Genomic DNA, 20,532 nt, shown 5'->3' on the forward strand with positions numbered 1-20,532 from the left:
GGTCACCTTTATTAGTTCAGGTGGCTGGAATCGCGATCTTATCGACGCTGCCATGACAACCGCACGCGACCTTGAATATCACGCGCAGTACCAGAAGCGTCTCCGGGCCGAGGCCCGGGCGCGCGGCAAGGGACAACTGAACGCGCTGGTGGCCCAGGATCTCATCGACAGGCTCGATGCGATGAAGAACGCGCGCGGTTTCACCAACCGCACGTCGGCCCTTGAGCAGGCGCTCACGGAGTATTTCGAGCGGGGGCAATCGGAAAGGAACCATGCCGTGAGCGCATAGAAAAACCCGGCTCGCCGAAACGCGCCGGGCTCTCCAGGTCATTCGCTAGACGGGATTGGCGTCCCGCCCGAGCTCTCAAGTCCTGCTCTTTCTAACCGAATCACCGACATCGCCGCAATCCAAAAACGCGCGTTCGCGCGACGGGAACCTGTGCGCCTGCGGCCTCCCCCAGGAGGAGCAGGATATGCAGACCGTCTCGAACGGGATCGGTGACGTGCGCCGTCTGGCGGACGCCCAATGGGCGGCCGCCAAGCTCGCCGACACCTACCAGGGCCTGCCGGAGGGAATCTCCAAGGCCATGCTGCTCGATCGCTTCGAGCGGGCCGCGCCCAGGCTGGGGCTCGGCGACGGGGTCGTGCGCCTGATGCGCGCCCTGGTGCGGGTGACCGCCGAGCAGGACTGGATCGGCCGCACCCGGCCGATCGCCTGGCCGTCCAACGACGCGCTCTGCGAGGAGCTGCAGCGCTCGCGCAGCTGCGTCCAGGGTTTGATCCGCTCGGCGGTGCGCGCGGGCCTGGTCCACATGAAGGACAGCGGCAACGGCAAGCGCTGGGGCTATCGCGACGATCGGGGCCACATCCTGGAGGCTTTCGGCTTTGATCTCGCGCCGCTGGCCGTGCGTTGGGACGAGTTCGCCGACCTGGCCGCCGCGCGGGGCGTCGAACAGGCTCAGCGCCGGCATCTGAAGCGCAAGCTCGGCGAGATCCGGCGTGAAATCCGCACCGTCTGCGCCGATGCGCTTCACCGCGGCTATGGCGGCTTTGACTGGCATGGTGCCGTCGATCAGGCGCTGGGCCGGCTTCCGCGAACCCCCTCTCTCGGAGAGCTCGAGGCGCTGCACGAGACGTTCCAGGCGCTGTTGGCCGCCGTGGACGCGGCCTGGGTCAAGGCCCGTCAGGAAGGTCAATCTGAGCCCAGGGGCGTCGTGGGCGAAGCCCATAAAGAACCTACAACCCATCCAAGATCTGAAGGATCAACGTATTCATCTCCTCGGAAAGAGGTAGTCGAGCCCTCGGCGCGAACGTCCCTGGCTCCGGCGATGGCTGAACCCTCGCGGGTGGAGGCGCCGATCAGCGACGAGGTGATCCCGCTATCGCTGGTGTTGGAGGCCGTGCCGGAGGTCGCCGACTATCTGGGGGACCTGGCCGCCGCGTCGTGGGAGGACCTGGTCGAGGCCATTGGTCGCGCCGCGCCCTTGATGGGCGTCAACCTGTCGGCCGTTCGCGAGGCCCGCGAAGTCATGGGCCGGAACCGGGCGGCCGTCGCCTTGACCACCATTCTGGCGCGCTGGAAGGACGGTGAGATCAGGAGCTCAGCCGGCGGATACCTGCGCGCCATGTGCGAGCGCGAGAAGGTGGGGTGCCTCCACCTGCTGCCAAGCCTCTACGGCCTGAAGGACAGGTTCGGAAAAACGCCGCCCAGGCGCGCCGAGCGATGATCGTCCCCGTACTGTTCGCGCTGTGCGCGTCAGACGTAATTTCATTATGGACCGACTTTTCATCGGGTGGTGAAAAGTCGCCGTGCGGTGAAAGGCGCGTTGGCGGACCGACGCCTTCGGCCTGGTCGATCTGCCGCCTGGGCGCGAGGCCTATCCGGAAAGCGCCAGCGCGGTGGCTGGAGCCCGCGCCGTCTCGGCGGCGGAAAAGGCCAGAGCGAGGGCTTGGGGCCGTGGGCCGCTGGAGTGCGGTCGCCGGAGTCTTGCCATGTCCCTTCGCGCCATCGTCCGGGCCGTCGGCGGCGATCTCTATGATCGCGGTCGGCGGGCCAATATTCCCGCGCCCGGCCATAGTCGCCAGGATCGCTCTGTCTCCCTGCTCGAACGGGACGGCCGCCTGATCGTCCATACTTTCGGCGACAGCGACTGGCGCGCCGTGCGCGATGACCTCAGGGCCCGCGGCCTGCTCACTGCCGAAACCGTGTCGGTCGCGCGGAGTGAGCCAGTCGAGGACGACGCCAGCCGTCGTCGCCGCCGGGCGGTCGCCCAGGGTCTGTGGGAGGCAGGTCGCCCGATCGCCGGCGCCCTGGCCGAACGCCATTGCCGGCTGCGCGGCGTCGAAGGGCCTTTGCCGGGCGGCGAGGCTCTGCGTCACCATGGTCTGGCGCCCCTCTCGGCCTATCGACCTGGTCCGGCGACCCGCCCGGCCTTGCTGGCGGGGATCCGCGATCCCCAGGGCGAGATCGCCGGCGTTGAGATCACCTATCTGGGATCGGGCGGTCAGATCGCGCCGGGCCTACGCTTGGCTCGCAAGACGGTGGGCTTGGTGCCGCCGAGCAGCGCGGTGCGCCTTGATCCGGCCGCCGAGACCATGCTGGTCGCCGAGGGCGTCTTCACCACGCTGTCGGCCCGGCGGCGCTTTGGACTGCCGGCCTGGGCCCTTCTGTCGACCTCCAACCTGCGAAGCTGGCGCCCGCCGTCCGGCGTCACCTCCATTCTTGTGGCGGCCGATCGCGGAGCCGATGGCGAGGCTTCGGCCCGGGTGCTGGTCCGGGCGCTGATCGATCTGGGTCTGGCCGCCAAGCTGGCCCTTCCGCCCGAGCCGTTCGGGGACTGGAACGAACTTGACCAGGCGGCCATGACCGCGGCCCCGTCGGCGGGGTGAAAAGGAGAGAGTGAGGATGGGGGCGGGTGCGCCCGATCGGCAGGATGGTCCTGGCCCGGGGCGCTGGAAACCGTCCCATGACCCGCCAATCGCCTTCGTTGTCTGCCGCCGAGTCGAAGATCCGCATCCCGTTGCGGGACCTTGGCCTGGCGCCCGAAAACCTTCGCTTCAGCGAGCCCGCCGATGACCGCATCGGCCAGTTGGCCGACACCATTGCCGCGGCCGGCGTCATCATCCCGCCGATCGTTCGGGCCGGTCGTAAGAACGAGCAGGCCTATATGGCGCTCGACGGACGGCGCCGCCGCTTGGCGCTGCTGGCCCTGGTCGAACGCGGCGTGATCGACGAGGACTACGGCGTCGAGTGCATCCTGGCCGTCGGCAAGGCCGCCCAGGCCGCCGCCATCGTCCTGCCCAATGCCGAGACCGCGCCGGTCCACATCGCCTCGATCATCGTGGCCATCGGCAATCTGCGGAAGGCCAAGATGGATACGGCCTTCATTTCCGCCTCGCTCGGCTATTCCGAACTCGAGGTCAAACGCCTGGAAGCGCTGGCCGGCGTCCACCCGACCGTCTTGACCGCGCTGCGCCAAGGTCGCCTGACGCTCAAGCAGGTGCGCAGCTTCACACGCATCGCCGACAAGAAGCAGCAGGAGCAGCTGGCCCAATCGGCGCTCGACGGCCACTTCCAGGACTACCAGCTGCGCAACATCGTCGATACCGATCGTGTCACCACGCTGGACAACCGCTTTTCGCTGGTCGGCGCGGATCGCTACATCAAGGCGGGCGGGCGCCTGGACGTCGACCTCTTCGGCGAACTGCCTGACGGCGTGCTCGACCCGGAGATCCTCGAGCAGGTCTGGCGCGAACGCATCAAGCCGCTGGTCGCCAAGCTGCAGAACAAGGGCCTGGCGGTGTTTGTCGGTCCCGACGCCGGCTACCGCGCGCCCGACGATTTCGAGAGCCTGCCGTATGTGATCCATGCGACGCTGCCCGAGGCGCAACGGACCGCGCGGCTGCAGGCTCGCGACGTGGTCGACGAGAAGCTGGCGGCGTTGCGCGAGGTCGGCCTGGCCGCCGACGACGCCATCGACGCGATCGCCGAGGTGCTGATCGCACGCGAGACCCATGCCGCCGCGGCGCTCGACAACCTGACCCTGGGCGCGGTGCTCCTGTCGCCGAACGCCGAGCGCGGGGTCGATGCGACCTTCTACACCCATCCCGAGGTCGAGGCGGACGAGGCGCTGGAGGACGAGGAGGACGAAGACGAGGACGAGCGTCCCGGGGTTTCGCGTGCGGCCACGGTCGTCGATCTCGTCACGCCCAAGGCCGTGGTGGCGGTCGAGGGGGTCAGCCACAGCCTGCACGAGGTGCGCACCGACCTGGCCACGCGCGGTCTGATCCGGGACCTGGCCGACAATCCCGGCGCGGCCCTGACGGCGATCGTCGCCCAGCTCTTCAAGCTCCTGGCCCTGACCACTCACACCTATCACGACGAGTCGGCCCTGACGGTGTCGGCGACCAAGTATTCGCGCGGCGGCATGAGCCCGCACCCAGCCCTGGACGGCGAGGTTCGAGACCGTCTGGCGGCGCGGCGCGAGGCCTATCTCGCGTCCGGTCAGCGTCCGATCGGCTTCGTGGACGCCCTGCCGCACGGCGAGAAGATGGCCCTTCTGGCCGAACTGGTCGCCATCAGTCTCAATGCGCGGGAGGCTCGCACCAGCCTCTTGCGACATGGAGCGCGGGCCGAGGCCGCCGAGATCGCCGCGCTGTGCGACGCCGACCTCAGCGTCCACTGGACGCCGGATCAGGCGTTCCTGTCGTCTCACTCCAAGGCCCAGCTGATGGCCATGCTGGTTGAGATGAAGGTGGAGGACGCGCGCGCGGCGACCCTGAAGAAGGACGAGCTGGTGACCTTCGTGGCCGAGGCGGCGGCCGAGCGTCAATGGGTGCCCGGGTCCCTGGCCTGGAGCGCCAAGGTCGAGGTCGACGAGCCGGTCGAAGAGTCGGCCGAGGACAACGGCGACATCTCCGATGGCGCCGAGCAGGCCGAGGCTCAGTCTTCGCAACTGGCGGCCGAGACGCCCGAGACTATCGCGGCCTGATCCTTCCGAGCCCTCGTCAACTGGCGGGGGCTCGGCCTTTGCATCCGCGAGGCCCGATCAAAGGGGGAAGGACAGCGGGAGGCGGGCGAGCCCGTCGGGACTGGAGGGAGGCGCCCTCCGCCGCGGGTGATCCAGGCCCTGCCCATGACCGCATCGCTATCCTTGTTCGCCGCCGGCCCCATCGACGCCAGCGCCAATGTCCTCTCGGCCGCCCGCGCCCTTTGCGCCCACCTCAATCGGTCCCGCACCCTGGAGCGCAAGCTCTTGTCGGGGGTGATGACCACGGCCTTCGGCGCGTCCGACGCCGAGGGCGCCTGGTCCTGGCGCGACGCCTATGATGCGGTGGAGGCGGCCATGGTGCTGCAGATCCGCCGCCTCACGCCCCAGGTCTCACGCCTGGAGGACGCGCCGGCCGAGATCTGCGCCCTGCTGGCCGGCCTGTCGGCCCTGACCCCCACCCAGACGCGGCGCTCCGAAGAGCAAGTGGATCTGGATCAGTTCTCGACGCCGCCGCAGCTGGCGGCCCTGGCGGTTCTCGCCGCCCAGGTGCGCCCGGGCGACCAGGTCCTGGAGCCTTCGGCGGGAACGGGCCTGCTGGCCATCATCGCCGAGGCCTGCGGCGGCGAGGTCTGCCTCAACGAGATGGCCCCCGGCCGCGCGGCCCTGCTGGACGGTCTCTTCGCCCAGGCCCCGCGCACGCGCCACGACGCGGTTCACCTCAAGGACCTCCTGGCCAGGTCGGGCGCCTTCGACGCCGTGGTGCTCAACCCGCCCTTCCAGCATCTGGAGGCTCATCTTGTGGCGGCCATTGCCACCTTGGCTGACGGCGGTCGGCTGGCGGCCATCGTGCCGGTCCGCCTTCTGGACGACGAGCCGGCGCTGGCGCGCCTGGCCGCACAAGCCGCCATCGTCGGCCGCATCGCCTTCCCGCCGCGCGCCTACGCCGCTCACGGCACGTCGGTCGAGACCGGGCTGCTGGTCCTCGATCGCTTAGGGTCCGGCGACCGCGCCGCCCTCGTGACGTGCGAGGACCTCGCCCAGGCCGCGCAGGCGGCTGCGGCGATCCGCGCGCGCCCGAGCGCCAGGCCTCGCAGGTTCCAGGTCGTGTCCCAGACGGCGGTTCTGGCGCCCAGGGTGCGATCCCTGGCCCTGCCGTCCGGGCGTCTCGGTCTGGTGGCGCACACCACCAGCCTCGACTATCGGGTCATCGACTGGAGCGGAGAGGGCCAGGACGTCGGTCTTTACCAGGCCTATCGCCTGGGACGCATCGCCATCGACGGCGCCCCGGCCCACCCCTCGGCCCTGGTCGAGTCGCGCCCGATGGCCTCGGTCGCGCCGCCGGCCCCGACCTACCGACCGGTCCTGCCGGTGGCGATCCTGGCCGAGGGGCGCTTGTCGGACGCCCAGCTGGAGACGGTGATCTATGCCGGCGAGGCGCATGCCGCGATGCTTCCCGGCCGCTGGATCCTGGGCGAAGGCGCCAACACCGCAGCGCCCGCGTCGGCCGATGCGGAGGGCGCCGTGAGCTTCCGTCGCGGGTTCTTCCTGGGCGACGGCACCGGCTGTGGCAAGGGCCGCCAGATCGCCGGGATCATCGCCGACAACATGGCCCAAGGCCGCCTGCAGGCCGTCTGGCTGTCCAAGAACGACGCGCTGCTCGAGGACGCGCGCCGCGACTGGGCCTCGATCGGCGGCGGCGCGCGCGACATTGTCCCCCAGAGCGCCTGGAAACAGGCCGACGCTATCCGCCTGGACCGCGGCGTGCTCTATTCGACCTACGCCACCCTTCGCCAACCGGCCCGAGGCTCGCGGCCCTCGCGCCTGGACCAGATCGTCGCTTGGCTCGGCGAGGACTTCGAGGGCGTGATCGTCTTCGACGAGGCCCACGCCATGGCCAATGCCGCGGGCGGCGGCAAAGGCGCGCGCGGTCCCAAGAAGACCTCGCTCCAGGGCATGGCGGGTCTGGCGCTGCAGAATCGTCTGCCCAGGGCGCGGATCGTCTATGTTTCGGCCACCGGCGCGACCACGCCGGAGAACCTGGCCTATGCGGCGCGGCTCGGCCTGTGGGGCGGGACCGAGGCGCCGTTCCTCAATCGCGAGGCCTTCCTCAACGCCGTCGAGGCCGGCGGGGTGGCGATGATGGAGTTGATCGCCCGGGAGCTGAAGGCGCTGGGCCTCTACATCGCTCGGTCGCTGTCGTTCGACGGGGTGGAGTACGAGGCGCTGGGCCACGCCCTGACCGAGCAGGACATCGAGATCTGGAACGCCTGGGCCGACGCCTACCAGATGATCCACCGCAATCTTCGCGCGGCCTTGCAGGCCACGGGCGTCGCCGACGAGGACGGCAAGGTCAAGAGCGCCTTGGCCGCTTCGGCGGTGATGTCGGCCTTCGAAGGCGCCAAGCTTAGGTTCTTCGGCCACCTCTTGGCCGGTTTGAAGACGCCCAGCCTGATCGCAGCGATCCGGGAGGACCTCGCCCACGAGCGCTCGGCCGTCGTCCAGGTCGTCTCGACCAACGCCGCGGTGATGGAGCGCCGCCTGGCGCAGATCCCGGTCGAGGAATGGAACAACCTCTCTATCGACATGACGCCCAAGGACCAGGTGCTCGACTATCTGATGTCAGCCTTCCCGGTGCAGGCCATGACCGAGGTCGAGACCGAGTCCGGCGAGACGACCGTTGTCCCCTTGTTCGAGGATGGCAAGCCGGTGCTGAGCCAGGAGGCGCTCCGGCTTCGGGAGGCGACGATCGCCGACCTCGCCTGCTTGCCCGCCGTCCAAGGCGTCCTCGACACCGTGCTTGAGATCCTCGGGCCTGATCTGGTCGCCGAGGTGACCGGGCGATCGCGCCGGGTGGTGATGCGGGACGCCCGCCGCGTGGTCGAGCGACGCAGCGCCTCGGCCGCCAAGGCCGAGACCGACGCCTTCATGGGGGCGCGCAAGCGGGTCCTGGTGTTCTCCGACGCCGGCGGCACCGGGCGCAGCTATCACGCCGATCTCACGGCGGCCAATCAGCAGCGCCGTGTCCATTACCTTGTGGAGCCCGGCTGGCGGGCGGACGCGGCGATCCAGGGTCTGGGCCGCTCGCATCGCACCAACCAAGCCAGCGCGCCGCTCTTCCGTCCCGTCACGACCGATATCCACGGTGAGAAGCGCTTCCTGTCGACCATCGCCCGGCGCCTCGACAGCCTGGGCGCCTTGACGCGCGGCGAGCGTCGTACGGCGGGCAACGGCCTCTTCCGCGCCGAGGACAATCTGGAAAGCCCGTGGGCGCATCGGGCCCTGCAGGCCTTCTACGTCGCCCTGCACTTTGGCCAGGTCGAGGCCATGAGCCGCGACGTGTTCGAGGCCAAGACCGGCCTGTCCCTGCTCGACCATGAGGGCAATCTGAGGGACGCCGACGACCTGCCCCCGATGAACACCTTCCTTAACCGACTGCTAGCGCTGCGGATCGAGGATCAAAACGGTCTCTTCGCTAAGTTCGAGGCCATCCTGGGCGGCATCCTGGAAAAGGCCGCCGCCTCCGGGGCGCTCGACAAGGGCATGGAGGACGTGGTGGCCGACGACCTCGAAGTGCTGGGCGAGGAAGTGCTGCGCACCGACCTGACGACCGGGGCCGAGACGCGGCTGGTGCGGTTCGCCGTCCGGACGCGGCGGGTGCTGATCACGCCTGACGAAGCGCTGGCGGGCCAGGAGCCGGCGGGTTTGCTGTTTGCGGTCAACAGCAAGTCGCAGCGCGCGGCGCTGATCGTCCAGGGCCTGACCACGACCGACGACAACGATCGGCTGATCCAGGCCGTACGCTTGATCCGCCCTGAAAAGCGCACGATCGCGCCGCTCAAGGCCTTCGAGGAGTCGGCCTGGGAAGAGGTCGACGAGACGACCTGGCGTTCGGCCTGGGCCGCGGAGCTGGCGGCGGCCGATCCCTGGGTCTCGCGTGAGATGGCCCTGGTGACCGGCCTGCTGCTGCCGGTCTGGTCCAGCCTGCCAAGCCGCCAGGCCACGGTTCGACGGATCCGGGCCCCGGACGGTCGCCGCTGGCTGGGACGCGTCCTCGACATCGGCCAGGTGCCGGCCGTGAAGGTGGCGCTGGGTCTGACCGACACCGCCCAGGCGATCGGGGATGGAGCACTGGCCCGCCGCATGCTCCTGGACGAGGGCGCCTCGATCGCGCTGGCCGGCGGCCTGTGGCTGCGACGCGCCCGGGTCATGGACCGCTGGCGCATCGAGGTGGTCGGCGCGGCCGCCCAGCGTCAGGCCTTCCAGCTGCTCGGCTGTTTCGTCGAGATCATCAACTACCAGCCGCGCGTCTTCGTGCCGGTGGACCAGACCGAGGTGTTGTCGGGACTTCTGGAGAAATGGCCGGCGCAGACGATCCTGCCGGCGGCGGCGTAAGGGCAAAGGTTAGAGGAAGGGCGGGAGGAGCGGGCGATCCGGAATTGGGTCCGGCGCCGTCAGCGCCGAGGGCGCCATGTCCGCCTCCTCTCCCCCTTCCTTTCAACACCCTCAGATCGATGCCCCGACGGCCGCGATGGGCAGTCTTGGCGTCGGCGAGGTCTGCGGGAGCCGAAACTTCGTGCCCGCGAACGTTTCGGCCGAGGCCGTCCGCCAAGTCAGTAGTCGGATGACGGAAGACCTTCTGCCGGACGTCGAGCTTTTGCAGCTTCATCTGGCGGCTGACGATCGCAGCGATGACTTCGCCATGGCCGAGCGCCTGATCGAGCGCTTTGGCGGTCTTGTTGGGGTATTGGCCGCCGACGTCACCGAGATCCTGCGGCATGTCGGCCCCCAGTCCGTCGTGAACCTCAAATTGCTGCGCGAGATCGCCGACCGCGTCAGTCGCGGGACGTTGGCCAAACGGCAATTGCTTACCGCCCATAGCACCGTCGCCGGGTTTCTCGCCGTTAAGATGCGCGGTCTGCCCCGGGAGGAATTCTGGGTTCTGTTCCTCGACAAGTGCAATCAGCTGATTGTTGTCGAGCGCATAAGCGTCGGCACGGTGGATCACGCGCCGGTCTACGTACGCGAAGTGCTACGCCGCGCCTTGGAGATCGGCGCCTCCGCCATGATCCTCGGACACAACCATCCTAGTGGGGATCCAGCACCCTCACGTCCGGACATCGAGATGACCAAGGCGATAATGGCCGGCGCCAAGTCGCTTGGCCTGCACGTCTGGGATCACATGATCGTCGGAAGCGAAAGGGTCCTCAGTCTGAAGGCCGAAGGGCTCATGTGACCCCCCTGGAGAAATGCGGGTGGATTTTTCCGGGGATGCGCTGGGCGCCGCCTACGGCCATCATCTCGAGCCATGATCGAAAAAGCCGGTACAGGCGATCGGGTCTACCTCGCGATCAAGTCCTTTCTTCTGGATGAGAGCGACCACAGACCCGGAGACCGCATCGACGTCGCTGACCTCGCACGGAGAGTTGGCGCCAGCGCCACGCCCGTACGTGCGGCGCTTCACCGCATGAGCGGGGAACGCCTTCTTGTCAGCCATCAGGGGGAAGGGTTTTCTGCGCCTCGTATTACTGAGGTTGGCCTCACGGACCTTTATACCTGGAACGCTGCGGTTCTTGGCCAAGCCCTGCGAACATCCCATCCCGGCTCGGCGCCTCCGCTGCTTGCAATCCCCGAGGGGACCGCGGCCGTCGTACGCGTCGAACGACTCTTTGCCCTGATTGCGGCGCTCTCGGACAATGTTGAACTGGAGTGGGCCGTGGCGGGCTTAAATGACCGCATGCACCGGATTCGCCGCGTCGAAGAGGGCTTTGTCGCCGATGCCGAAGCCGAATTGGCGGGTATGGAAGCCCTGCTGAAGGACTACGACCTTGCGGGACTGCGCCTCGCGATCCCCGCCTACCACCGGCGTCGCCTCAAGCTGGTTCCGTCGTTGTCGCGCGCGCTCCACGGCTTGGGTGATCGTCCCCCCCGCCAGTCCATTTGAATTTTCACCGGATCCTGTTGCGATCGACTTGGGGTTCTTCCTGACGACGCGCAGCCTAACCCGGTCACGATCCGTGGCGGAAATGGAGAAAAAGATATGGAACGCGTTGAACAAGACCTGATCGATCTCGGCGCGGCCACCGAGGTCACCTTGGGCGGCGACGACGGCGGTATCGAGGCCGGAAGCTTCAAGATGGCGTCGGGCCTGTCCGACGATTGAGGCGGTCGGGCGCGATGTCCATCGCGCCCGGCTCCCTCCGGGATCGACGCACGCCCAGAATTTCCGGTGGATTATCTGCGAGTAAAATCACGATCGTTTTGGTGTTCCTCCAGGTCTCGGTCAGCCTGAAGTTGTCACGGTGAGCGTGACCTAGCGAAGGAGACGATCATGCAACGCATCGAGCAACGGGTCGACGATCTGATCGACCTCGGCGACGCCAGCGTCGAAACCAAGGGCCAGGAAGAAGGCGGCATCGAGCCGGGCAGCTACCGCCTGGTGACCGGCCTGGCCGACGACTGAGCAGTGGGGCGCGGAGGCAGCTCCGCGCCCTTTGCTTTGCTGCTGCCGCCATGAGCTACACATTTCGCGAAGGCGTGCATGCCGTCCGCAGCGGCGGCCAAATTATCGTCTTTGACGAGCGGGCGAACCGCTATCTCGGTTTGACGCGTCGGCAAGAACTGGCGTTGCTGTCGGCGACCAAGGCCACCCCTCCAGATGCCGAGGTCATCGCTCCGCTTCTACGCCGCGACCTTCTGATTTCGGCGCCGAGGTTTTCGGCCGATCTATCTCCGGCCCATCCGCCGCCGAAAGCCAGCCTGATCGAAGACAATGACCCTGAGGCGGCAAGCCTGCGGGATATTGTTGGCGCTATGGCGGCATTCTGCGTGGCGCGTCGGACGATCGCCGAACACCGTCTGTCCGGAGTTCTCGATCAGCAACGTCGAGCGCCAAACGCTCGCCCGGCACAAACGCCGGCAGAAACGCTAGCGCGCCGCTTTCTCACGGCGCGGCTTTGGGCGCCCTGGACCCCGGTATGCCTGCTTGATTCCGTCGCCATGCTGCAGTTCCTCCGGCAAGCTGGGCACGTCGCGCAGCTCGTCATCGGCGTCAGAACCTCGCCGTTCGAAGCCCACTGCTGGGTGGAACGGCGGGGTGTCGCGCTCAACGAGACCCTGCTGCGCGCCCGCTCGTTCACGCCGATCGTTGTCGCATGACTGGCGGATATCTTATCGCGCTCGGTCCCGGCGCTGCCGAGCTGGTCTCGGTTTCGCTCCACAACCGCCTGGAAAGTCTCGGCCTTTATCAGGCGTTCGCGCAAAAGGATCTGAAGATCTTCGCCAAGGGGCCAATCAGGGTCCGCGAGGCGTCGGGCTTGGGCGTCATCCTCGGATCCCTCAGTCCAAGGCAATCCAGCGTCCGCGAGCCGGTCGACCTGGCGTCTCTGATTCAAGATCATTGGGGCGCGTACCTGGCGGTCCTGACGCCGCGTGACCAGCCGATGGGAATCTTCCGCGACCCGTCAGGGGCCGTCCCGGCCTTCTGGTTCAGGACAGGCGAAACGCTCGTGGTCACCGACCAGATCGATCTCGCCGCGCGACTAAACCTGATCAACCCGGTGATCGACTGGGACACCCTTGTCAGGGACCTCGTCTACAAACGCCGGCGTGGCGCTCGAACAGGACTCGTCGGCGTCACAGAACTCGCGCCCGGCGAACATCTTGCTGTCAACGGACTTAGCCGTCTCGCCTGGACGCCTTGGCGCTACACGACAGCCGACATGGCTTTCCGCCATCTTGACGACGCGGCCGAAGCGCTCAGAGAAGCCGTGGAACTGAGCGTCCGGGGCTCTGCAGCCGACTATTCGGCGCTGTCGATCGAGCTTTCCGGGGGCTTGGATTCTTCCATCGTCGCGGGCGCCCTGCGCGATGACCCCCGGCTGTCGGCTTTCAATGCGGTGTCACGAGACGCCGAGGGAGACGAGAGCGTGTTCGCCGTCGAGGTGGCCGCAGCCATGGGCTTTCCGCTGACGATGGAGACGCTCGACCCTCATTTGGCGCGCCTCGAGCCCCCAAGCCATGAGCTTCGTCCGGCTCGACCGGGCCGGTTGGGAACGCTCTCACCCCTCAACGACGCCCTCGCGACACACGCACGGCAGGTGGGGGCTCAGGCCTTCATTGGCGGAATGGGCGGCGACAGCGTGTTTTTCTACACCAACTCAGCGGCGCCCGTGGCCGACAGGCTGCGCCGGCGAGGCCTCAGCAGCGGGCTAGTCCAAACAGCGTTCGACGTCGCGAGGCTGAACAACGCAACGGTCTGGTCGGTTGCTGACCGCGCTTGGCGCCTTGCGCTACGGCCTGATCTCGACCTGCACAGGGGCGCAGACAACGCCTTTCTGACATGCCAGGGGCCAATCCAGGCGGACGTGCATCCCTGGATGGCTGCGAGGCCGAAAGGAGCGCCGCCTGGCCGACAACGGCATGTCGCGTCAATCGCCTACATCATGGGCTTTCTCGACGGCCACGCTGTTCGCGATGGATTGGCGCAACTGTCGCCGCTCCTGGCCCAGCCTATCGTCGAAACCGTTCTCAGAACGCCCAGCTGGTTCGCGGTGGACCGGGGGCGCGATCGAGCCGTTGCCCGCCGCGCCTTCAAAGATGTCCTGCCGGGAAGCGTGTTGAGACGTCGGTCCAAGGGCGCGATCGATCGCTTCGTCTATGAGGCCATCCTCGCGAACCTGACGGAAATCGGCGAAATTCTCGCCGGCGGCCTCCTTGCGCGCCAAGGCCTTCTCGATCTTCCGAAAGTGGCCGAGGCCTTGGCGACGCCGGAGCAACTGGCCGGCCCGCGTGGGCAACGCCTGCTTGCCCTGGCTGACGCCGAGTACTGGGCTAGGGCTTGGAGTCGCTCGGACTGACCTTGCCGCCCTTCCAAACGCTCCTGGCTGAACGCCAGCGCTGGTACTGCTCGATCTTGGCCGCTGAAGGGTCTTCCCAACCCTGCAGCCAGAAGCGAAACCAATCCAGATTGCGCTCGTACGCAGCGAGACGGTGACGAGGTTCGGTCAGGATATGGGGCTCGGTGGGAAAGGCGAAAAGCTCCGCGGGAACAGAACCCTGGGACAGCCGAGTGAACAGCTCCATCGTGGAACGGAACTCCTGCTCGGGCAACTGCATCAAAACCGGCGACTTGATCTTTTCGACATTCAGCGCCGGTGACAGGAGCTTCCAACGGTCCGGGGTCGCGTCGGGGCTTCCAAGGCCCCACGCCTGATGGATCAGGTCGGCCGCATCACGGCCTTTCACCGTGTTGAACCACCAGTAGGTCGGCTCAAGCTGGAGGGACCCGATCGACACCGCGCCAACTTGTGGCAGGCGCATCGCCGCCCACATCGCCACATCCGCGCCGAAGCTGACACCCCCGACCCCAACTCGGCCCGTCTCAACGCGGCCTCGCGCGTCCAGGAGGTCGATCGCGGCCGTGATCCCGGACATGGCGGTCTCGTTGGCCTTGAGGTTGCCGTCCTGCTCCCCCGGCTTTTCCGTCGGCGCCGAGATGCAGAGCGCGGAGATTCCGGAACGAACGAAAGCGGACATCGGCCACTCGTCGCCGACGCCGCCGCGCAGATAACCGTCGCAGCTGTAGTAGGTGATGAAGAGCGGCCTTTGGCGCGGCGGACCGGGGGGTTCGAGGAACTCACCGACAAAAGCGTGCCCCTCCCCGTCCGTCCATTGCAGCCGATGGTGCACTACGCCGGGGTCGGCCTCGACGTGCGTGAGGTCGCGACGATGACCGCTGTCGAGATCGATGCTGACCAGGCGTGGCGGCGTGATCGCCGAGGCGAGCACACAAACCGCGAGACGATCGCCGATCGCGCAGGGGGAGCCCGTCAAGCCTCCGCCATGAAGGAGGCCGTCCGTCTCAAAAAGGGTTCGGGCCTTGTCTGCTCCGACACGCCAGGTTCTGAGCGCTCGGCCGCCTGAACCTGTCTTGGCGACGATGACGAGCTCGCGCTGGTTGGGCCGCCAGGCGAGTTGAGTGAACTTGTCCGCGCCGCAGACGCTTGACCGGCAAGCGGTAGTCAGGCCGTGAGGGTCCGTGACGATGATGACGTCTGCGCCAGCCCCTGGCCGAGCCTGGTCTCCGGTTGCGCTACGCGCCACAAGCGGCGGACGCCCGAAGACCGGCTTTCGGGCGGCGTCCAGGACAAGGCCCTGGGCCTGTGCGGTCTCGGCGCTGATCGCCGTGGCCGCGCCCCGAGGGCTCGACCGCCAGAACGCCAAGTCGCGGTCGCCAAGGAGACCTCGACGTGAGAACCATCGCCCTGCCAACCTCTGGGCGGCCAGGCGGCCGTTGATGCGGATTGCCCCGAACAGGTTTTGGGCCGGATCGACGGCGGCGTCGATGAGGACGCCATCGTCGTGGTTCCGCGCTTCGGCCGCGATGATCTCCGCGCGCGTGGGACCGGCCGCATAGACAATGGTCCCATCGGGGTCCACAGCGAAGGCGACGACGTCGCTTGAGCTCGACGTCACCGAGCCCGTCGCGCCATCTAGGCCGGCCCGGACGACCTGTACGCCATCCGCCGTGAGCGCCGTGAAGAAAATGCCGTCGCTGTGGGCCGACCAGGTTGGCGGCGCGCTGGGCAAGACGCCGGCGTCGTTGAACAGCGCCTCGCCGCCGTCCGCGATCAATTTCGCCGGTCTTGAACCGTCGACCGGAACGACCCACCAACTCGTCTCATGGCGATTGGCCGCGACCAAGGCCTCGTCTCGCCGAAACGCGACCCAGCGCCCGTCTGGCGAAATCGCTGGGCTGGAGACATTAGGGACCCCGATGAGGTCCTCAAGCGTGGGGTCCGCCGCGGCGCTCGAGCCGAGCGCCACGGCTAAGACCGCGCCGGCGACGCGCCTCGTCACCATGATTTCACCACCTGAACGGCCACCAAGCGTCCGACCGGGCTGGCGTTGTCGGCGTCGTACCCGATCGTGGAGTTGACGGTCTTCAGAACGATGAAAGGCGGGTCGCGATCGAAGATGTTGCTGACCGAAAGCGACACCCGCACGCCTGACAGAAGCCCCTGGCCGCCAGCAAGCCGATAGCCGACCTGGGCGTCTGCCGTCGTCCAAGCCGAGACGTGGGCAGCGGGCGTAATCGTCTGGTTCGAATAGCCGCTGACGTAGTTGACCGCGATCGTTCCATCCCATCGTTCGCCAGACCATCCAGCCTGACCGCGCAGGCGCCGTTTGGCCGGGTTGCCTACGGTCCCGACCACATCGCTCATCGGCGCGCTCGCGGTCGCCGCCTGGCGCAGACCGAAAATTTCGCTGCCCGTTAGTAACGTCCGTAGGGCGCCCCCCGCAAAGGGGCGGACGTAGCTGAAATCGAGATCGAGTCCGTCGATCACCACCTTGGCGAGGTTCGAGACACGGGCGTCGAGGATCACCTTGATGTCCGACGCGGGGATGTTTGACGGGTTCAGAAGCAGGGGATCGGCATAGTACCGGGCGATCTCCGCGGCGCTCGGGGACCGGTTGATCAGACTTGCATAGGTCGCCGCATTGTTCAGGAGATTGAAGAAATTGGCGTTCGGATCGGAGATGCGGTCGCGGTAGGCCACGCGGAAATAGGTCGCGCCCAGCTTTAGGCCCTCTACGGCCTTGGGCCGCCACGTCAGGCCCGCTGTGTAGGTGCGGGCCCTCTCGGGATCCAGCTTCGGAGGATTGCCGAGCAGGCCGAGCACGATCGTCGAGCCCGTCGGAGAAAGCGGATCTGGGACGGCTACGGGCTGGTAGGCGACGTAGTTCGGTCCCTGAATCTCATCCCTGAAGCTGGGCGCTCGGAACGAGGTGCCGAACGAGCCCTTGAAGGACAGGTCGGACGAGATCTTCCAGTCGATCCCGACCTTCGGATTGGCGGTCGTGCCGAAGTCGCTGTAGTCCTCAACGCGACCGGCGAGCGACACATCGAGCGACTGCAGGGAGGGAATGCCCGAGCCTTCGCCAATGACGGGGATCAACAGTTCGGCATAGCCCGCGGAGATGCGGCGCCCGCCGGGGTAGGCATTCCCCGTGATGCTGGGAGCGGCCCCTCGGATATCACTGAGCGTGGTCTGCTTGTAACGCTCGTCACGGATTTCGCCGCCGATAGCGAGCCTCACGTCGCCGGCTGGAAGACGGAAAAGCGGACCGTCGGCTTTCCCGCTCACGGTCCAGACGTCGTAGAGGCCGCGTGAGGCGGTGTAGCCGCGGACCTTGTCGATGGTCGCCTGGCTGGTCGTGCGGGCCGCTCCAAACACATTGTAGGTGGTCGACGGATTGATGTCCGCCAATGCCTGAGACAGGCGGAAGGTGTTCAGCTGGTTGTCGATCCGGGTGGTTTCGACCTGTTCGCCGAAGCCTGATGAAATCGTCGCGGACCACGGGCCAAAGTGCTGGGTCGCGCCCAGCTGGAGGTCGATGGCGGAGACCCGGCCAGAAGCCTGCCGATGTCCAAGGTCCGACTCGAAATTGTACTGCACCCGGACCGGCTGCCGCGTGCCGATTGGATCGAGGTAGAAGGGGTTGGTCGTCGGCACGGTGGCCGTCGACAGGTCTGGAGCCGTCGCTTGGGAGAAGTCACGGCGCGCGGCCAGGAGGGCGCCGAAAATATTCAGGCTTGAATTGGGGTCCCACGCGGCCGAGGCGTAAATAGAGTGGCGACGCTGCCGGGGCGACAGGTCGGCGTTGAGCCAGCTGTTGCCTCGATTGACCTGGTCGGCGCGAAGTTGTCCCACCGTCAGGCCGGCGCCAGTCTGGCCGCCTGGAATGGCGAAATTTCGCCCGCCGGCGACAATCGTGCCCGGCGCGCCGAAGTTGTTGCGGTAGTCGAGATCGCCGAACGACCGCAGATCCTCGGTCGCGTATGAACGATCCGCTGCCTTCAGCGCATCACGCTGATAGTACTCGTAAGCCAGGACCAGACGGCCAGCGTTCCATTGCTTTCCGAAAATCTGACTCGCGGAAACCTCGCTGAGATCTCCATTCGCCGAACCGTAGCGCACGCTCGTTTCGCCACCCGAGAACCGCTGGCGCATGCGAAGATTGACAACGCCGGCGACAGCGTCCGAGCCGTAGAGCGCCGACGCGCCGTCGGCCAGAACCTCGACGCGCTCGACGGCGCTGGAGGGCACCAGGGACAGATCCGCGAAAACCCCAGACGCCCCGCCCATGGCGGGTCGCGAACCATCGATCAGAACGAGTGTCGACGTGGAGCCGAGGCCGCGCAGGTTGACGCTGGCGCCCCGGCCAGAGTTGAGTCCGGCCCCGTTCCGGATGCTCTGGCCGAAGGTCGTGTCATTGGGGCCACCGCCATAGTTCTGGGGCAGAGCCTGAACGATCTGCTGGGTGGTGGCGTAGCCGCTGGCGACGATATCCTCGCGCGTGATCGAGATGAGGTTGGCGCCGACCGGCGCCGCGCCGCGGATGCGCGTGCCGGTGACCACGAGTTCCGACAGGACCTCAGGGTCGCCGGCCTGGGGCTCCCCCTGGGCGGTGCTCAGCGCCCGCCGGACGATGAGTTTGTCGCCGACCGGCACGAGGACGAGGGCGGAGTTGGCCAGCAGGCGCTCGAAGGCCTGGTCGGCGCCATAGCGGCCCCTGAGGGCCGGCGCGGTCCGGCCGGCGACGAGGTCGGAGGGGGCGATCACCTCGCGCCCGCTGATCTGGGCCACGGCCGCCAGGGCCCGGCCCAGGTCCTGGGCCTTGATGTCGTAGGTCTGGACGGCGTCGCGCGTTTGGGCCAGGGCCTGGCCCGCCAGGGTCAGGGTGAGGACGGCGGCGCTGGCGAGCAGGCCCCGGCGGGTCGAGATCGAAAACATGGTTTCCCCCAAAGGACGCGAGAGGCGTCGTGTCTGGGGGCAAGGGACGAAGGGGCGCCATGGGGGCGCCCAAAAAAGTTCATGCGCTCGTCACGGTAGCGTCTTAGGCCGACGCGCGGCTCAGGATGAGATCGCCGCTCGGCGCCGGGGTGACGATGAGGCCGAAGGCCGCCGCCAGACCGTTGGCAAGGTCATTGGCCCCGGTCACCCGGAAGGCGCCCGAGACGCGCAAGGCGCCGACGACCGGATCGGCCAAGCGGATCTTGCGGCTGTTGTAGCGATTGGCGATCGCGGCGACCTCCGACAGCGGCGTCTGGTCGAAGGTGCGAAGGCCCGACGGCCATTGGGCCTCGACCTTGGAGGCGGGGCGGATGTCGACGGTCGACAGGTTGGGCCCGAACAGGATCTCCCGTCCGCTCGTGAGGGTGGCCTTGGCCGGCAGGAGCCGGGCGGCGGGACCGGAAAGCCGGGGCTGGCCCGACAGCACGGTCAGCGCCAGACCGCCCTGCGGCCCGAGCGCCAAGTCGAACGTGGCGCCGTGACCGTCGAGCTGGGACCGGGCGGCCTCGACGCGCAGGGCGCCGGCCGCGACGAACCGGGCCCGGCCGCGCTCGAGGCGGACCTGTTGGCGGCCGTTCCGCATCGCGGTCGCCACGGTGCTGTCGGTGTCGAGCACCATGGACGAGCCGTCGGCCAGGCTCACCGCGCGGATCTGGCCAAGGCCGGTGGCGTAGCGCGTCTCGGCCTGGCCGCCCCGCCAGATCGTCAGCGACAACACCAGGGCGGCGACGACGCAGGCGGCCAGGGCGCCGACGAGCTTGTAGGCCCCGGTCAGGTCGCGCGGCCGGGTCCGCTGGCGCAACGTGTTCAAGCGAGATTGAGCCAGGACGCCCGCCTCGTCGAACTGCTGTTCCATCTCCTCATAGGCCTGCCGGTTGGCCGGGTCGGCGCGCCAGGCGTCGAAGGCGGCGCGATGGGTCAGGGCCCCGGGGCCGCGCATGCGGGCGAACCATTCGGCCGCCGCCTGGTCCCGCGCCTCGTCCTGTTTGCTCATACGCCCCCTTCCCTGCTCAGCGCTTGGCCAGGGCGCGCTTGAGATGCACGGCGGCCTTGGCCATCTGCTTTTCGATGCCGCTCACGCTCATGCCCAGGGCCTCGGCGATCTGGCCGTAGCTCTCGCCGTCGATGCGAACGCGAAGAAACACCTCGCGCGTCTTGGGCTTCATCGTGCGCACCGCCGCTTCGTAGCGCGCCAGGGTCTGGCGCGCCACCAGGAGTTGATGAGGATCGCCCTCCTCGGCGGCGTGGCGGTCAGGCTGCAGTTCGGCGTGCGTCCGTTCGATCCGCCGCGTGAAGCTCTTGGAGCGATCGCGAAGCAGGTTCCAGATGATGCCCTTCATGTAGGACTCGGGATTGGTCAGGGTCTGGCGATCGGCCGCGCCGGTCAGGCGCAGGAAGACCTCCTGGACGATGTCGCCGGCCTCCTCGCGGCTGTAGCGCCGGGTGAGCAGTCTCAGTAGGCGTGGGCCCTCGCTGCGGAAGAGGCGCTCGACCTCCGCGCCGCTGGCGGCCGGCGCCGGTTCGCTCGCCGCGGGCCGGGGATCGGCCAATGTCGCTCATCGCCCGCCCTCCCCACGCATGACGGCGGGCGTCGTCACCGACCCGCCTCTGGACTGTTGGCCAACGGCCATGGCTCGCCTCCGTGATGAGGCGTCGCCCGGCGAGGGCCGGGTCGTCCTTGAGAC

The 20,532-nt window shown here is 67.8% G+C and carries 15 protein-coding genes; 11 read left to right on the plus strand and 4 right to left on the minus strand.

Translation table 11 applies throughout. The annotated features are described in order from the left end of the window. Positions 1 to 52 precede the first annotated feature (52 nt). The 11 genes from ABDW31_RS22895 to ABDW31_RS22945 all read left to right on the plus strand — a co-directional run bounded on the left by ABDW31_RS22895 (position 53) and on the right by ABDW31_RS22945 (position 13,846). The gene (locus ABDW31_RS22895) at positions 53 to 289 is read left to right on the plus strand and encodes a ribbon-helix-helix protein, CopG family (RefSeq protein WP_343699606.1); all 237 of its coding nucleotides are present in this window, start codon (positions 53 to 55) and stop codon (positions 287 to 289) included. A 184-nt stretch (positions 290 to 473) separates the two neighbouring features. Continuing rightward, entirely contained in the window at positions 474 to 1,727 is a 1,254-nt protein-coding gene (repC, locus tag ABDW31_RS22900) for a plasmid replication protein RepC (RefSeq protein ID WP_343699607.1), read from the plus strand. Positions 1,728 to 1,992: 265 nt separating this feature from the next. Further along, positions 1,993 to 2,889 carry a toprim domain-containing protein gene (locus ABDW31_RS22905; RefSeq protein WP_343699608.1) on the plus strand — a complete coding sequence of 299 codons (897 nt, stop codon included), beginning with the start codon at positions 1,993 to 1,995 and terminating at the stop codon, positions 2,887 to 2,889. Positions 2,890 to 2,966: 77 nt separating this feature from the next. Next, positions 2,967 to 4,991 (plus strand): ParB N-terminal domain-containing protein, encoded by a 2,025-nt coding sequence (locus ABDW31_RS22910; protein WP_343699609.1) that lies wholly within the window; start codon positions 2,967 to 2,969, stop codon positions 4,989 to 4,991. Positions 4,992 to 5,135: 144 nt separating this feature from the next. Continuing rightward, positions 5,136 to 9,383 (plus strand): bifunctional class I SAM-dependent methyltransferase/DEAD/DEAH box helicase, encoded by a 4,248-nt coding sequence (locus ABDW31_RS22915; protein WP_343699610.1) that lies wholly within the window; start codon positions 5,136 to 5,138, stop codon positions 9,381 to 9,383. Between the two features lie 76 nt (positions 9,384 to 9,459). Next, complete coding sequence (radC, locus tag ABDW31_RS22920) at positions 9,460 to 10,224, plus strand: DNA repair protein RadC (protein ID WP_343699611.1); 765 nt, start codon at positions 9,460 to 9,462, stop codon at positions 10,222 to 10,224. A gap of 72 nt (positions 10,225 to 10,296) precedes the next feature. Further along, positions 10,297 to 10,932: a GntR family transcriptional regulator gene (locus ABDW31_RS22925; RefSeq protein ID WP_343699612.1), complete on the plus strand. Its 636-nt coding sequence runs from the start codon at positions 10,297 to 10,299 to the stop codon at positions 10,930 to 10,932. 96 nt (positions 10,933 to 11,028) lie between these two features. Beyond that, complete coding sequence (locus tag ABDW31_RS22930; protein ID WP_343699613.1) at positions 11,029 to 11,151, plus strand: hypothetical protein; 123 nt, start codon at positions 11,029 to 11,031, stop codon at positions 11,149 to 11,151. Between the two features lie 168 nt (positions 11,152 to 11,319). Further along, positions 11,320 to 11,451: a benenodin family lasso peptide gene (locus ABDW31_RS22935; protein ID WP_343699614.1), complete on the plus strand. Its 132-nt coding sequence runs from the start codon at positions 11,320 to 11,322 to the stop codon at positions 11,449 to 11,451. Between the two features lie 50 nt (positions 11,452 to 11,501). Further along, the gene (locus ABDW31_RS22940; protein ID WP_343699615.1) at positions 11,502 to 12,146 is read left to right on the plus strand and encodes a lasso peptide biosynthesis B2 protein; all 645 of its coding nucleotides are present in this window, start codon (positions 11,502 to 11,504) and stop codon (positions 12,144 to 12,146) included. Beyond that, entirely contained in the window at positions 12,143 to 13,846 is a 1,704-nt protein-coding gene (locus ABDW31_RS22945; protein WP_343699616.1) for an asparagine synthase-related protein, read from the plus strand. The genes ABDW31_RS22940 and ABDW31_RS22945 overlap by 4 nt, the downstream gene beginning before the upstream one ends. Here ABDW31_RS22945 and ABDW31_RS22950 read toward each other — a convergent pair. From ABDW31_RS22950 to ABDW31_RS22965, 4 genes are all read right to left on the minus strand, one after another. Then, positions 13,821 to 15,851 (minus strand): Atxe2 family lasso peptide isopeptidase, encoded by a 2,031-nt coding sequence (locus ABDW31_RS22950; RefSeq protein WP_343699617.1) that lies wholly within the window; start codon positions 15,849 to 15,851, stop codon positions 13,821 to 13,823. The two genes, ABDW31_RS22945 and ABDW31_RS22950, sit on opposite strands and share 26 nt — an antisense overlap. Beyond that, positions 15,845 to 18,787 (minus strand): TonB-dependent receptor, encoded by a 2,943-nt coding sequence (locus ABDW31_RS22955; protein ID WP_343699618.1) that lies wholly within the window; start codon positions 18,785 to 18,787, stop codon positions 15,845 to 15,847. The genes ABDW31_RS22950 and ABDW31_RS22955 overlap by 7 nt, the downstream gene beginning before the upstream one ends. Before the next feature lie 103 nt (positions 18,788 to 18,890). Next, positions 18,891 to 19,841, minus strand: coding sequence for a FecR domain-containing protein (locus ABDW31_RS22960; protein WP_343699619.1), 951 nt, complete (start codon positions 19,839 to 19,841; stop codon positions 18,891 to 18,893). Positions 19,842 to 19,857: 16 nt separating this feature from the next. Beyond that, positions 19,858 to 20,397, minus strand: a complete 540-nt coding sequence (locus ABDW31_RS22965) for an RNA polymerase sigma factor (protein WP_343699620.1) — start codon at positions 20,395 to 20,397, stop codon at positions 19,858 to 19,860. Between the last annotated feature and the right edge of the window lie 135 nt (positions 20,398 to 20,532).

This window comes from Caulobacter sp., assembly GCF_039596335.1.
In the GTDB taxonomy this organism is placed as follows: Bacteria; Pseudomonadota; Alphaproteobacteria; order Caulobacterales; family Caulobacteraceae; genus Caulobacter.

Bases quoted from the DNA above. Each gene is read 5' to 3' on its own strand.
- ABDW31_RS22895 (WP_343699606.1), top strand. From the start codon at position 53: ATGACAACCGCACGCGACCTTGAATATCACGCGCAGTACCAGAAGCGT.
- repC (WP_343699607.1), top strand. From the start codon at position 474: ATGCAGACCGTCTCGAACGGGATCGGTGACGTGCGCCGTCTGGCGGAC.
- ABDW31_RS22905 (WP_343699608.1), top strand. From the start codon at position 1,993: ATGTCCCTTCGCGCCATCGTCCGGGCCGTCGGCGGCGATCTCTATGAT.
- ABDW31_RS22910 (WP_343699609.1), top strand. From the start codon at position 2,967: ATGACCCGCCAATCGCCTTCGTTGTCTGCCGCCGAGTCGAAGATCCGC.
- ABDW31_RS22915 (WP_343699610.1), top strand. From the start codon at position 5,136: ATGACCGCATCGCTATCCTTGTTCGCCGCCGGCCCCATCGACGCCAGC.
- radC (WP_343699611.1), top strand. From the start codon at position 9,460: ATGTCCGCCTCCTCTCCCCCTTCCTTTCAACACCCTCAGATCGATGCC.
- ABDW31_RS22925 (WP_343699612.1), top strand. From the start codon at position 10,297: ATGATCGAAAAAGCCGGTACAGGCGATCGGGTCTACCTCGCGATCAAG.
- ABDW31_RS22930 (WP_343699613.1), top strand. From the start codon at position 11,029: ATGGAACGCGTTGAACAAGACCTGATCGATCTCGGCGCGGCCACCGAG.
- ABDW31_RS22935 (WP_343699614.1), top strand. From the start codon at position 11,320: ATGCAACGCATCGAGCAACGGGTCGACGATCTGATCGACCTCGGCGAC.
- ABDW31_RS22940 (WP_343699615.1), top strand. From the start codon at position 11,502: ATGAGCTACACATTTCGCGAAGGCGTGCATGCCGTCCGCAGCGGCGGC.
- ABDW31_RS22945 (WP_343699616.1), top strand. From the start codon at position 12,143: ATGACTGGCGGATATCTTATCGCGCTCGGTCCCGGCGCTGCCGAGCTG.
- ABDW31_RS22950 (WP_343699617.1), bottom strand. From the start codon at position 15,851: ATGGTGACGAGGCGCGTCGCCGGCGCGGTCTTAGCCGTGGCGCTCGGC.
- ABDW31_RS22955 (WP_343699618.1), bottom strand. From the start codon at position 18,787: ATGTTTTCGATCTCGACCCGCCGGGGCCTGCTCGCCAGCGCCGCCGTC.
- ABDW31_RS22960 (WP_343699619.1), bottom strand. From the start codon at position 19,841: ATGAGCAAACAGGACGAGGCGCGGGACCAGGCGGCGGCCGAATGGTTC.